The organism is Kitasatospora sp. NPDC092039 (assembly GCF_044756065.1).
Lineage (GTDB): Bacteria > Actinomycetota > Actinomycetes > Streptomycetales > Streptomycetaceae > Kitasatospora.
The window spans coordinates 161,117-174,197 of sequence record NZ_JBIVSD010000011.1 but is presented as its reverse complement, the minus strand read 5'-3'; the positions used below and the strand labels follow the sequence as shown (position 1 = coordinate 174,197).

Here is a 13,081-nt window from a genome sequence, read left to right as displayed (position 1 = left end):
TCCACGCCCCATCCGCCCAATGGAAAGTGACAGATTGTCAAAGCGCGATCGCCGGGATGCGGGACCTCGCGCCGGCCCGCGACTGCTACCTTCGACAAGCCCGTGCCCGTTCGCGTGCCCCGGAAGAAGCGATGACCGAGACAGAACAGCCCTATGTGCCAAAGGCCTTCCCGATCTCCATCAAGGGCGTCGTGCTCGACCCCCAGCAGCGGGTGCTGCTGCTGAAGAACGAGCGCCAGGAGTGGGAGCTGCCCGGCGGGAAGCTGGAGGGTACCGAGACCCCCGAAGACCGGGTCGTCACCGAGATCCACGAGGAGAGCGGCTGGACGGCGACCGCCGGTCCCCTTCTGGACGTGTGGATGTACGAACCCATCCCCGGCCGCCAGGTCTTCATCGTCACCTACGGCTGCACCGCCACCGACGCGCACCGGGCTCCGGTCGTCAGCCACGAGCACAAGGAAGCCGGACTCTTCCACCGCGACGAGGTACCCGGCCTGGCCATGCCGCAGGGCTACAAGGACTCCATCGCCCGCTGGTACGAACTGCACCCCCAGGCCTGACCAATGGCCCGGATCGACCCCCACGGCGGCATCCGCTGGCACTGGACCACCCCAAGAGCCCAGGACATCCTGCACCGCCGAGCCCTGCCCGAGATCCTCCAGCTCTACCGCGAACTCCACGGCCTGCCACAACAAGAACTCGCCGACCTCCTCGGCTACTCCACCAGCTACGTCTCCCGCATCGAAACCGGCTCGCGCACCATCACCGACCTCGGCGCCCTGCGCCACATCGCCGAACGACTCGGCCTCCCGCCGCACTGCCTCGGCATCACCGACGACACCGACGCAGACCACCAACTCGTGATCCAGCTCGCCGAATCCGTGCTGCGCCTGGCCGAGATCGCCCGCCAGGCCGGCCAGGCCACCACCGCCGTCGCCGAGCTGTGGCCGCTGGTCGCCCGCCTGGAGGCCCGCACCGCCGACGGCCACGCCGACCTCGACACCCTGCGTCTGCTCGCCCGAGCCCGCGTCGGCCTCGGCGTCGCCCTCGGCCACGTCCTGCCGGAGGAGCGCCTGGTCACCGCCGCCCGCTGGACCGGCAAGGGCCTGAACGTCGCCCGGCGCCTGGCAGACCCCGGCCTGCACGCCAACGCCCTGCGCCACCACGGCAACGAGCTTCGCAAAGCCGGGTTGCACCTGCGTGCGCTGGACCGGCTCGGGCAGGCCCGCGACACCGCCCGCACCGCCACCGAACGCACCGAGGCGGTCGTCCTGCTCGCCCGCGCTGCCGGCGCCGCGGGAAACGCCGCCGTCTTCGACACCGCCGTCGAGGAAGGCCACCGGCTCCTGGACGAGGCACCGCCCACCGCTCTCTTCTCCGAGTTCACCCTCCACGAGGTCCGCCTCCGCGGTCTCATGAGCACCGGCCGGGTCACGGAAGCCGTCCGACACCTCGACCACGCGCCCATCGCCGGACTCGCAGCGACCTCCCAGTGGCGGATCATCGCGGCGATCACCGCCGGCGAGGTGCTGCTCAGGAAGGGGGACCCGGCCGGAGCGGCGCGGCAGCTCGGCGCGGCGGTCGACGGAGCAACCATCCACCACCTGCCGCACCAGCTCCAGCGCGTCGTGCGGGCCGGCCGCAGCCTGCCCGAGGTCCGGGAGCGTGCGGGCGAAGCCTTGGCACGGCTGCGGGCAGAGATAGCGGCCTGATCTCCGGCTTGTCGGTGACGCGAGGGTGAACACGGCGGATTCACATCCCTGAGCTCTGGACTGAACCATCTGGCACGGCGGGGTGGGGCTGCCGCTCGGTTAGCGGAGGTCACTCGGTCAGCAGCGCGAGCAGTCGGCTCTGCAGGCGTTCCACATCGCGGCTGCTGCCCAGGTTCCGGTACTGCTCCTGGCTGGTGGCGTACCAGCTGGCGGCGACCGCGAGCAGGTTGCCGCGCTCGGCAGCTTCTCCGAGGAACTCGATGCCGTAGGCAGCCCAGTGGCGGTGACCGAGGTGCACGAATTCCTGTACGGCGATGTTGATGGTGGTGGCCGCGAGTTCGTGCTCGCCGGCCAGCGACTGTGCCTCGCCCAGGAAGACCTTCGCCCGGGCCACGTTCAGCGGGTCGGGAGGGGTGAGCGATTCGAGGTCGGCGAGGGCCTGCCGGAGCAGGGGGATGCCGAGGTCGGTGTTGCCCTGGCGGGCGGCGGCGGAGCCGAGAAGGACCTCGGCGAGGCCGGCGCCGCGCCGGTCGTCGAGGTCGGCGTAGAGCTCGATCGCGCGGGTGAGTTCGGGCTCGGCGGCGGCGTACCGCCCGGCGTCGTACAGGGTGGCGCCGATGCCGGCGGTGCACTGGGCGACGCGCTCGAGGTCCTGGTCCTCGGTGGCGAGCGTACGGCCGTCCTCGTAGAGCCGGAGGGCGTCCTCGTGCTCTCCAGCCCGCTTGTGCGAGATGGCCAGGGTGGTGGTCATCTCGTACGTGGCCATGGGGTGGCCCCAGATCCGGGCGGAGTCGAGGCCCAGCTTGTGGCAGGTGACGCTCAGGTCGGTACGCCGCAGGCGGTGGAACAGGGGCCACAGGTCGTGGACCATGACCGCGGCCGCCTGGTGCTCGCCGAGAGTGCGGGCGGCGGCGAGGGCGGGCAGGACCGCAGGAGCGATGGCCTCCAGCCAGTCCAGGGCGGTGCGGTCGTCGGTGATGTGCACCGGCTCGGCAGGATGGTGGCGGTGCTGGCGGGGCAGCACGCGGTGGTGCGGGGTGAGGCGCTGGACGGTGTCCTGGGCGGCGGCGATCAGGTGGTCGAGATAGCGCTGCACCACGAGCCGCTGGTTGTGGACGGGGTCGCGGATCAGTTCGCGGACCTCGGGTCGGATGCTGTAGACGTCGCCGCGCACGGACTGGCGGCCGGTGCGGTCCAGCAAGTGCCGGGCCGCGAGTTCGTGCAGCAGCTGCAGGGTGTGGGCGGCGGGGGTGGCGGTGGCGGCGGCCACGGTGAGGTGGTCGAGGTCGGGCGCGGGGATCACTATGGCGAGCCGGAGTAGGCGCGCCTCGGGTTCGGGTAGCGATGCGAGGGCGACGGCGGTGGTCATGGGGAGACTCTCCAATTCGGTTGCAACGAGCGCGGGGTGGGAGGCGAGTGGGTGCGCGGGGGCGAGGACGACCGCGCCGGCGGCCAGGGCCAGGGCCAGCGGGTTGCCGTTGCAGGCGCGAGCGAGGGCCTCGGCGGCGGCCGGCTCGGCGCGCACCCGGTCCTCGCCGAGGATGCGGCTGAGCAGCTGGACGGCATGGGCGGGCGTGAGCGGGCCCAGGTGGTGATGGTGAGCGCCGAGAGCGGCGAGCGCGGGCAGCGGTGAGCGGCTGGTGACGACGACCAGGCACTCACTGGTGGCGGGGATCAGGGGTACAACTTGGTCGGCGGTGGCGGCGTCTTCCAGCACCACCAGCAGCCGTCGGGTGGCGGCGCTGGACCGCCACAGCGCCTGCAAGTCCTCCTCTTTCCAGGGGAAATGTTCTACGTCGTTGGTGCCGAGGCCACGGAGTAGGGATCGGGCGGCTTCGGCGGCCGGGCCCGGGCCCCTGACGGTGCCCGCGCGAAGCCGCACGAGGAGTTGCCCGTCCGGGTACCGCTCGGCGTGCCGGACGCCCCAGCGTGACACCAGGGCGGTCTTGCCGATCCCGCTGGGCCCGGTGATCACGATCACCGGAGCGGTGCCCTCCGGTGGCGCGGTGAGCAGCCCGTCCAGGGCGGCGACATCGTGCGCGCGGTCGGTGAACACCCGTGTCACCGCCGCGAGTTGTCGGGGAATCGGCCGAGTCGGCGCGGCGGGATGGAAGTGGACGTCACGGATCTGGGCGGCCTGGACGGCGTGGTGAACGTGGGTACCGTCGATGCGGTTGGAGAGGGTCGGCACGGAGCGGTCGTCAGAGCGAGGCAACGGCGCCGGTCCGGGGACTCGGAAGGGCAGGGGCGGAGGGGGCGCCGAGGGTGACGGCGGCGTTGACAAGCGCCAGGTGGCTCAGCCCCTGCGGGGTGTTGCCGAGCTGGCGGCCGCTGCCGGGGTCGTACTCCTCGGCGAGGATGCCGACGTCGTTGCGCAGGGCGAGCAGCGCGTCCATACGCTCGCGGGCCTCGTCGGTACGATCGATCAGGGCGAGCGCGGAGGCGAGCCAGAACGAGCACGCGAAGAACGCGCCCTCCTCACCCGCGAGGCCGTCCACGTTGGCGTCGGCGTCCTGCTGGGTGCGGTAGCGCAGCACGAGCCCGTCGTAGGTGGCGAGTTCGCGTTGGATGGCTTCGATGGTGCCGATCACCCGCTTGTCGTCGGGCGGCAGGAAGCCGGTCTGCGGCAGGAACAGTAGGGAGGCGTCCAGCTCGCGGCTGCCGTAGGACTGGGTGAAGGCGTTGCGCTCCTCGTCGTAGCCCCGGGCGAGGATGTCGGTGTGGAGGAGCGCCGCGACTCCGCGCAGGCGGGCCAGGGCGGCGCGGTCGTGGTCCGGGCGGCGTTCCAGGAGTCGGACGGTCCGGTCGATCGCGACCCAGGCCATGATCTTGGAGTGGGTGAAGTGGCGTTCGGGCCCGCGGATCTCCCAGATGCCCCGGTCCGGCTTGTGGGCGGTGGCGACGACGAGTTCGGCCAGTCCGAGCAGCAGCGCGTCGGCGGAGGGATCCGGTTCGAGGCCGGCGTCCTCGGCAGCCAGCAGGGCGTCCACCACGTAGCCGAAGACGTCGAGCTGGAGCTGGCAGGCCGCGCCGTTGCCGATCCGCACCGGGCGGGAGCCCTGGTAGCCGGGCAGATGGTCCAGGACGGTCTCGGTGAGTTCGCTGCTGCCGTCGAGCCGGTACATGATCCGCGCGGTGGTCGGGTCGCCGATCGTGTCGACCAGCCACGTCCGCCAGGCACGTGCCTGCTCCAGGAAGTGCCCGGCACGCAGCAGTTCCCGGATTGTGAGCGCGGAGTCGCGTAGCCACGCGTAGCGGTAGTCCCAGTTGCGTTCGCCGCCGATCTCCTCGGGCAGGGAGGTGGTGGGGGCAGCGATGACCGTGCCGGTGGGGTGGTGGATGAGGGAGCCGAGGACGGCCACGGAGCCGAGGACCGCGTCGCGGTAGTGCCCGGTGCAGGTGACGTTGGCGCTCCAGTCGGCCCACTCCCGCAGCGTGGCGGCGAGCGCCTGGCCGGGGTCGGGTACGGGCGGAACCGAGGCACCGACGTTCTGCCAGGTCAGGGCGTACGCGGTCTGCTGCCCTGCGGTCAGGACGGTCTCGGCAACGGCGGCACCGCGTCGCCGGGACCGGTGGGCGACACCGTCCAGCCAGAGGGTGGCGCCCTGGTACTCGGCGGCGAAGCGCCGGACGCCGTCCGGGCCGGTGACCTCGCGCAGGGCGGGGTGGGCGCGGCCGTAGTCGGGCGCGACGACGATGCGGGAGGTGACGCCGACCCGGCCGCGCAGACACCTGGCGATCCGGATCACCTGGGCGGGCCGCTCGGCGGCGGAGGCGGGCATGAACTCGGTGACCTGCAAGGTCCCCTCGGGCAGTTCCCAGACCTGGTCCAGGACGAGGCCGCCGCTGCGGTAGGCGCGGTGGGTCACGGGGAGGGGCTGAGCGGAGGCGGGGGACAGCGACCAGTAGCCGTGGCGCCGGTCGCCCACGAGCGCGGCGAACACCGCCGGCGAGTCGAACTCCGGCAGGCACAGCCACGGGATCGCACCGTGGAGGTCGACGAGCGCCGCGGAGCGGCCGTTGCCGATCGGAGCATAGCCCTCGATCGGGAGGGGAACGGGCATACGAAGTCCTGGTTGGTGGGGAGGTAGCTTGTCAGGGGCGGCGTCGGGTATGCGCGACGGGCTGCTCCAAGAGCCGCAGGATCGCCTCGACGGTGGCGTGGAGCGTGGAGTGCACCGGCAGATCGGGTACATCCGCCGCGAGGCAGCGCCGGGTGGCTTCCTGCCAGCCGGCGTCGGCGGGACACCCGACGACGATCGCCGGACGACGTCGGTCGACAACGTGGGTGCGGTGCGCGCGGGTGACCGGCCACGGGCCGAGCGGCCGCCAGCACAGCAGCACGTCGGCTGCCTCCTCGGCTCGGGCGAGCCAGCCCGTGCGCCACGGCAGCTCGGTGTCGCCGGGCACGTACGGGTCGAGGACGGTCCCGGCGAAGCCGTTGTCGGCGAGCAGCCGGAAGGCGTGCCGCTGCCAGTGCGGACGCCCGGTCGCAGAACCGACCAGGAGGATGATCGGACTGTCGCCGGGCAACGTCAGGAAGGGCGCCCGTACGTACTGCACTGCCCCAGCCTTGGCGGGCTGTCCACGGTCCGGCAGAAGTGGGGTTCCTCCGTACGACCTGGCGAGCGGGCGTCGGTCGGCGGGCCTGGACGGCGGCCGGGAGAGGACCGTTCGTGCGGCCGGGTTCATGCCACCGGGCATATCGGCTCCAAGGGGTGGGTGTGGCTCGGCGGGGGCAGCACGACGATTCCGGTGAGCACGGCGACGGCCGCAGCATGGGTGCGGCTGCCGCGCCGGGAGAGCGCACGGACGACGCGCCCCTCGACCGTGCGGGCCGTGCGCAGGCTCAGGCCGACGGCGTTCGCCCCGGCCTCGCTCAGCGTCCCGGTGCAGATCAGCGCCATCACGGCCCGCCCCGCCTGATCCAGCTCGGGGGCGAGGTCGGGCAGATCGGCGCGCAGCCGCTCGGTGCTGATCGCTTTCGCCGTGATCAGGCGGACGACCAGGTGTGCGTCGTCCACGGCGCCGATGCGCCGGCGCAAGTCGGCCAGGCGGGTCCGGACCAGGTACTCCCCGGCATGGACCCGGTGGCCGATCTCGGCGACGCCCAGTCCCTGTGCGGCCAGTTCGGCGATCCGGCGTTCCAGTGCGTTCAACTCGGGTCGCGGGGGACGTCGAGGCCTGGTGCCCGGCACAATGCTCGGGGTCGTCAGAATCCTGCGGAGCCCGGCTCTTTCCGCCACGGGCGCCTGGTCGGTGGTGCACACGACCACCAGCTCGTCGAGCGGGGCCCCGAGCAAGTGAGCCGCTTCCAGATAGGCGGCGGTGCCGCGGTCGTACGCCCCCTGGCGGACCGCGCATGACCAGGCCGCTCCCAGACCTACCGCCTCGACGGCACAGTCGGCATCGTCCACTGCCGCGGGAAACACCAAGGCGCACGGGACACCGAGGGCCAGCGCCTGGTGCACCAGCCGCACGACGGCCGGCGCCGCCCCGCGAAGTGCCGCCCCGGCCAGGACTGCCGCCAGCGACGGCACCTCCGGCAGGCCGGCCAGCGCACCGAGGTGCACGGCCAGGCCCTGCGCGGAGCGCAGCATCGCGACCGAGCGTTCCAGCGGATCAGGGTGTTCGGGTTCGGCGTGCGTTTCGTCTACGGGCTCGGATGCACCGGCCCCTCCTCTCGTTCGGTGGTGCAGGGTGCGGCCCTGGCCCGGATCGGCCGCCATGGGTGTGGTGAGGTCGGCCAGGGTGTCCCAGGCCGGATCGATCAGCAGGTGTTCGAGCGCCCGGCGGACGGCGACAACGCGCTTGCGAGTACCGAGGGCATCCAGGACGGCGTCCTCGTAGAGCTCAGCCGCGCTCTCCCGGACCTCCAGCGCGCGGGCGACATCGCGGCGGTTCCCACCCTGCGCCCAGATCCGCAGGATCAACTTCTGCTCGTCGGACAGCACCGGAGCAGCACCCATCGAGGCCTTACGGGGGAGCAGACCGGACTGCCACGCCCGCACGAAGGCGTGAACCCGGTTCGTCGTCTCCAACCGGTCGTACACTTGGTGCAGGTAGCCCTTGACAGTGTCGACACCCAGGTTCATCGCCGCGCCGATCTCCGCGTTCGTCATCCCGAGGCCGACCCGGTCCACCACCGCGACCTGCTGCGCGGTCAGCGTCGGGCGCGGTACCTTCGTCCGCATCAGCCGATCACCCCGGGCGTGGGAATCGGCAGCACGCCGGGGCCTCCGGCCTGCCGGATGCGGCGCGGCATCAGCGCGTCCCCGTCGGCTGCGGAAGTTCGCTGAGTTTCACGTTCGGCCAACCGGCCCCCAAGGCTCGCAACGGCACCAGATCGGCCAACACGGCCGCCGCGCTCGCCTGCTCCCTCGACCGAACCCCGAGGGCCCGGAGGATCGTCTGGATGTAGGTCTTCACCGTGTTCACGGTCAGCCCCAGCCGCTCTGCGATGGCGGCCGGGCCCTCACCACCCACCAGGCAGGCGAGGACCTCGACGTGCCGCGCCGACAGCGACTTTCCGGTGGGGTTCATCACGTGCACGTCCGTCACCAAGCCCCAGGCGGCACCCAAAGCGGAGGCGTGGAAGCGCGACTTCGCACCGACCTTCGTCGCCAGGGCGCCGACGGCGGCGCCGACCTTGGCCTTCTCGATACCGGTGGCGCGGCTGGTCTCGCCGCGAAGGGCGCCGCGGGCCACCTGCTGCAGGAGGAGGACGTCGGCGTCGGACAGATCGGGCTTGACGGGAACGGGTGTGGGCATGGGGGACCTCCAACAGGAGCGGGGTCGTGACGGGGGTGGGGTTGGGGCTATCGGGCGGGCTGCGGCCGGTGGAGAGCGGCCAGCAGCGAGGGCCCGATCCGCCGGGCGGCCTGGGAGCCGATGGTGAGGATCAGGTCGCCCTGCTGCACGAGGGAGGCAACCAGGGCCTCGGAGCCCTGCCGGTGCAGGTCGGACTCGAAGCGGATCACCGTGCCGGTGGAACTGGCGTTGAGGATGGATTCGCCGCCGTCAGCGTGGTTTTGACCGCGGGGGAATGTCGAGTGGACGGGAAGCAGTACGGTCCGGTCGGCGGCGCCCAAGGCTTCGGCGATCAGACTGGCGAGGGCGTTCGACCGCAGGTGCCCGGAGGGCTCGTAGACGGCGACCACCGCGCCCTCGGTGAGCATCCGGGCGCCCTGGAGGTCGGCAGCGATTTCCTTCGGGTGCACAGCCCGGGACTCGACGACGTCGATGCCGCCCGTCGAGCCCAGCCGGGTCAGCGACCGTTCGACGCCCGCGAACGCGCCGAGTCCGTCGACGAGTTCACGGCCGGGAACACCGAGAGCCCAGCCCGCGGCGCACGCGGCGGCCACGGCCATGGCGTTGTTCGTACCGGCGACCGGCACGGTGAACGTGTGGCGTTCGCCGTCGGCCTGGACGGTGACGCGGTGGTCCTCCCCGGTCCAGAACGTCCGGAGCACCTGGACGTCCATGTCGGTGCCGCGGCCGACGGTCACCACCCTCGGACCCGGCCGGTGCCTGCGCAGCCGGTCCGCGAGCTCCTTGCACCCGGGCTGGGCGGCCCACACCACCACCGTGTCGCTCCGCCGGGCGAGGTCCTCCATCTGGTCCAGCGCTTCCTGCTGGTTCCAGAAAGCCGGCGGTGCCGCATCCACGGCGGTGACCAGCGTCACCGTGGGGCTCAGCCCTTCGCCGAGCGTGCGGAAGCGCCAACCGGGCGGCGACGTCTCGTGGCTGGAGCCGTCCGGGCAGAGGTCCACCACCAGGACCTCTCCGCCGCCGTCATAGCCGGCAGTGTCCCCCATCGGGGCCTCGGCGAGGATCCACCCGGGATCGCGGCTGACGAGCGCGCAGGTGAGCGCGGCGGCAGCCATGGTGGTCGAATGGCTGCCCGCGACGGCGACCGTGATCGGCGCCGTGCCGGCCAGCAGCTCGATGGCCCGTGCGTAGCCCATCATGGGCAGACCGTGGCCGGCGATGTGGCTGGTGATGTCGTGGGTCACGGTGTTATCACCGCCCCAGACCAGCGAGGCCGTACCGGGCGCGGCCCCGCGGAGGACGGCCCCGTGACGTTCAAGCCGCTCGACCAGCTCGGGACGAAGGTCCGCCTGCACGGGCGAGATCGTGATCCGGGCGTGGCGCCGGGTGAGGTAGGAGGCCAGTCCAGCCATGCCGGGGCTGAGTGGGTCGGGGATGTGCACGGTGCCGAGGACATCGGGCAGCGGCAACGGGCGCCGCAGGCGGATGGGGATCTTGGTCGAGATCGGGTTCACGCCGCAGCCCCCCTGGCGACGGTGCTGTCCGCCAGTTCGACGAGCCTGGCGGCGACATCGCCCAACTGAGCGTTCTTCCCGCATACCACGGCGAGCATCGTGCCGTCGTTGGCACCGACGAGAATCAGCGTGCAGCCGGACCGGTCTTCGATCACGCTGTGCCCCCAGGAGGCGTGCTCGGCAGTGCGGCGGCCGATGATCTCGGCGCCGCGGCTGCTCACGGCATGCAGCGCCGCCATCACGGCCGCCCAGTGGTCGGCCTCGTCTTCGCGGACCCCGGGTGAACTGCCGAGGACCAGCCCCTCGGGGCTGACGTGGATGGCGGCGATGGTGCCGGCGGTGCCGGTGACCAAGTCCTTCAGGAACTGCGGATGGCGCAACGCGTGAGCCTCCTTGGCCAGAACGAACGTGGGGTGAGGGGACCGAAGCCTGAGGATCGGCTGGGACCCGAGGGGATCGCCGGGTGGCGTCTCCAACACGTTCAGAGTGGCCAAGGGGCAGCGCGAGCGGGAGGGGGTGGATGGGGACAACCCCGGGAGGACTGAGTTGTCCCCATCGACGGAGCCGGGCAGCCTCGACGACGTAGCGAACAAGAGTTGTAGCCCCGCTTCTCGTCACGGGAACGTTGGGACCACGTCGGCACGCTGATCTGGACCTCGACACGTTCGTTGGCTGTCGCCTTCGGGGTAGGGAGAGTTCGAGACCGGAGAAGGCGGACGCCGAACTCTTCAACGTGAGCGGGTGCGTCCGCGAGCTCTGCCCCTTACGGGTGGCAGAGGAATCGAACCGTTAGGGGCGGTCGTTGGGTCGCCTTGAAGGGAACGCGACCGATAACGCGGTGGAGCCGCCCGGGTTTTGTGTGAGGGCTCGGCGTAGTTCCCCGGCAGCCTGACTCCGATGGGCAGTCGTACTGGAAGACAACACCATGCTCGTCGACCGCGGCCGGACCGCGCTCGACCACCTCGTGTACGCCGGCGTCTGACCCTCCCTCCCGCTGAGACCGGGCTCGGCTGAGCCGCCCCGGCCCGCGCCGCCTCAGAGGCGTTCCGGCCTTCTCCGGCTGCCGTCCAGGGTGGTCCCTCTTCCGCCCGCCGCTGGCTCGCCGTCCCCTTTCCCGTGGAGGCGCACACCGTGCCCGCCTCGCACCCGCGCACATCCCCGCACGCCCGCCGGCCCTGTGCCCGCCCCGCTTGGCTGCCGGGGGCGGTGAGCTGTGCGCGTTTCGATCGAGGACCACCTGATGACCCGCATCTTGCCGGGCCGCGGGCATCTCCGCCGACCGCGCCGGCACCGTCGTCGAGCACTACCTGACCGGCGAACTGCGAGGCGAGCCCTCGCACGGCGTTGCGAAGTTCTGCCTCGATGATGGCCATGACGGGGACGCTCACGGCTTCGCCGTGGTTGAGGGTTCTGGGCCCGGCGGAGGGCGGGGATGTCAATGCCCGGCGGTCGGCGGAATGGAGGGTGCCCTGCTGGAGTGACGGCGCTTCCACCGTCCGCGTGGTTCGAATACGGATCAGTGTGGGGTGCGGACCGCGGCAGGGATAGATGGGTCACCGTGCGGGGCAGGCCCGGCGGAAATCACCCTCCGGGAGTCATCGTGGGCGTCATGCCCTACCCGAACGACCTCGTCATCGGCGTCACCGCCAAGGGATTCGACGACTGCGTCAGCGCCGTCTACAGGTCGCACCCGAAGTGGTTCAAGGGCACCACGACCCAGAGCGGGGTGTCCGTGTCCTGGGATGTCACCAAGGCCCCCACGGTGGCCGTCGGGCCGCCCAGCATGGCAAAGTGGGACAAGGCCACCGACGCTGGTGGCAAGACGCCGCCGGCGGCCTCCAATACGGCTGTCCTCCAGGTCACCCTGCCGGCGATCACCATCCAGACCGGCAGCAAGCCCGAGGACGGTGTCTCCGGTGTGGACATCGTGGTGTACATGGACGTGCTACGCGATTTCGCCAAATTCAAGCCGATCGCGCTGGCAGCCGACCTGGGCGACTCCAAGCTCAGCGAGCTGAACCGCGAAACACTGCTCCAGCTCCTGCCGGAGCTCCTCGGGGCGGCGAACAACGCGTTGCCGGAGTTCGAACTCCCCAAGATCGGCGGTTCCGAGCTGGTCCCGGCAAGCCGCGGTGTCGTGGACGGCGTCTACGTGGCCCTGGGCGCGAACCTGGCAAGAAATAACGTCCACACGGAGCACGGGGTGCTCGATAACCTCGCCATCGGCAAGACGGGCCAGAAGATCTGGGAGAAGCGCCACCCCTGCGTGATCGCTGTTGGCCCCGCTCTGACCGAGCCCATGGTGAACAAGGCCATCGCGGCCAAGTCCGACGAGCTCGGCCTGAACCGAAAGAAGACCTACACCACGAAGGAAACCAAGGCCACGCTCTATCCGGTCCTCAAGGGGGCCGCCATGGATCGGAACCTGTTCGACCCGGTCATCAACGTCTATATCGCACTCGAGAAGTTCAAGGTTACCGTCGATTTCAAACTTGAGGAAAACCCCGAGTTCGACGCCACTACCGACCCGGACCCGATCCTGATCCAGTGCGAGATCACCGATCTGGGCGAAACAGAGATCAAGGTCAAGGCTAACGTTCCAGAGTTCGACACAAGGTACAAGGCAGTGGAGTCGGGCGGCCTCAATGAGCTCGAGAAGAAGCTCAACAGCGACCACAAAAAGGATCCGTGGAAGGAACTGAAGAAGGACTACGAAGGGAAGACCTACAGCTTCCCCTTCTCGTTGCCGCTGGAGATGAAGTCCGAGGGGCTCACCGTCCGGTTGAAGTTGCTGGACGGGTCCGGCGAGGTCTCGTATCTGGTTCTTGGAGCCGATGTCGAAGCGACGTGATCCGAGGCCGGCTGCCGGCACCGGGAATGGTGTTCACCGTCCCGGACCGGCTGGGACGGCCCGGCGGCGGCCCCTCCCCGGGGGACGGAATGCCGCTGATCCCGGGCGGTCATATCGATGTCACGGGGCGTCCCAACCGCGACCGATCCCCGTGACGGACCTCGCTCGCTTCGCGCCGGCGCCCCGCCTGCCGGGCCGTCAGTGTCCTTCCGACCTCCGCTCCCTTGGGAGAC

At 71.0% G+C, this 13,081-nt stretch carries 10 protein-coding genes; 3 read left to right on the top strand and 7 right to left on the bottom strand.

Features of this window, described 5'->3' with window-relative positions:
* Positions 1 to 131: 131 nt before the first annotated feature.
* Both ACIQI7_RS22495 and ACIQI7_RS22490 read left to right on the top strand, forming a co-directional pair.
* Positions 132 to 560 (top strand): NUDIX domain-containing protein, encoded by a 429-nt coding sequence (locus ACIQI7_RS22495; RefSeq protein WP_401112740.1) that lies wholly within the window; start codon positions 132 to 134, stop codon positions 558 to 560.
* Between the two features lie 3 nt (positions 561 to 563).
* A complete protein-coding gene (locus ACIQI7_RS22490; RefSeq protein ID WP_401112738.1) occupies positions 564 to 1,712 on the top strand; it encodes a helix-turn-helix domain-containing protein in 1,149 nt (382 codons plus the stop codon).
* Positions 1,713 to 1,821: 109 nt separating this feature from the next.
* Here ACIQI7_RS22490 and ACIQI7_RS22485 read toward each other — a convergent pair whose 3' ends face one another.
* From ACIQI7_RS22485 to ACIQI7_RS22455, 7 genes are all read right to left on the bottom strand, one after another.
* Positions 1,822 to 3,903: an NB-ARC domain-containing protein gene (locus ACIQI7_RS22485; protein WP_401112736.1), complete on the bottom strand. Its 2,082-nt coding sequence runs from the start codon at positions 3,901 to 3,903 to the stop codon at positions 1,822 to 1,824.
* Between the two features lie 10 nt (positions 3,904 to 3,913).
* Positions 3,914 to 5,776 carry a glycoside hydrolase family 15 protein gene (locus ACIQI7_RS22480; RefSeq protein WP_401112734.1) on the bottom strand — a complete coding sequence of 621 codons (1,863 nt, stop codon included), beginning with the start codon at positions 5,774 to 5,776 and terminating at the stop codon, positions 3,914 to 3,916.
* Between the two features lie 31 nt (positions 5,777 to 5,807).
* On the bottom strand, positions 5,808 to 6,275 hold the full coding sequence (locus ACIQI7_RS22475) for a hypothetical protein (protein WP_401112732.1): 468 nt from the start codon (positions 6,273 to 6,275) through the stop codon (positions 5,808 to 5,810).
* 125 nt (positions 6,276 to 6,400) lie between these two features.
* Positions 6,401 to 7,906, bottom strand: a complete 1,506-nt coding sequence (locus ACIQI7_RS22470; protein ID WP_401112730.1) for a LuxR C-terminal-related transcriptional regulator — start codon at positions 7,904 to 7,906, stop codon at positions 6,401 to 6,403.
* Between the two features lie 70 nt (positions 7,907 to 7,976).
* Positions 7,977 to 8,483, bottom strand: a complete 507-nt coding sequence (locus ACIQI7_RS22465; protein WP_401112728.1) for a response regulator transcription factor — start codon at positions 8,481 to 8,483, stop codon at positions 7,977 to 7,979.
* A 47-nt stretch (positions 8,484 to 8,530) separates the two neighbouring features.
* On the bottom strand, positions 8,531 to 9,997 hold the full coding sequence (locus ACIQI7_RS22460; protein WP_401112727.1) for a hypothetical protein: 1,467 nt from the start codon (positions 9,995 to 9,997) through the stop codon (positions 8,531 to 8,533).
* The gene (locus ACIQI7_RS22455) at positions 9,994 to 10,377 is read right to left on the bottom strand and encodes a roadblock/LC7 domain-containing protein (protein ID WP_401112726.1); all 384 of its coding nucleotides are present in this window, start codon (positions 10,375 to 10,377) and stop codon (positions 9,994 to 9,996) included. The genes ACIQI7_RS22460 and ACIQI7_RS22455 overlap by 4 nt, the downstream gene beginning before the upstream one ends.
* 1,229 nt (positions 10,378 to 11,606) lie before the next feature.
* Here ACIQI7_RS22455 and ACIQI7_RS22450 point away from each other — a divergent pair.
* Positions 11,607 to 12,848, top strand: coding sequence for a hypothetical protein (locus tag ACIQI7_RS22450; RefSeq protein ID WP_401112724.1), 1,242 nt, complete (start codon positions 11,607 to 11,609; stop codon positions 12,846 to 12,848).
* Positions 12,849 to 13,081 lie beyond the last annotated feature (233 nt).

Excerpts from the sequence above, each read along its gene's own strand:
- ACIQI7_RS22490 (WP_401112738.1), top strand. The coding sequence starts at position 564 with ATGGCCCGGATCGACCCCCACGGCGGCATCCGCTGGCACTGGACCACC.
- ACIQI7_RS22480 (WP_401112734.1), bottom strand. The coding sequence starts at position 5,776 with ATGCCCGTTCCCCTCCCGATCGAGGGCTATGCTCCGATCGGCAACGGC.
- ACIQI7_RS22465 (WP_401112728.1), bottom strand. The coding sequence starts at position 8,483 with ATGCCCACACCCGTTCCCGTCAAGCCCGATCTGTCCGACGCCGACGTC.
- ACIQI7_RS22470 (WP_401112730.1), bottom strand. The coding sequence starts at position 7,906 with ATGCGGACGAAGGTACCGCGCCCGACGCTGACCGCGCAGCAGGTCGCG.
- ACIQI7_RS22495 (WP_401112740.1), top strand. The coding sequence starts at position 132 with ATGACCGAGACAGAACAGCCCTATGTGCCAAAGGCCTTCCCGATCTCC.
- ACIQI7_RS22450 (WP_401112724.1), top strand. The coding sequence starts at position 11,607 with ATGCCCTACCCGAACGACCTCGTCATCGGCGTCACCGCCAAGGGATTC.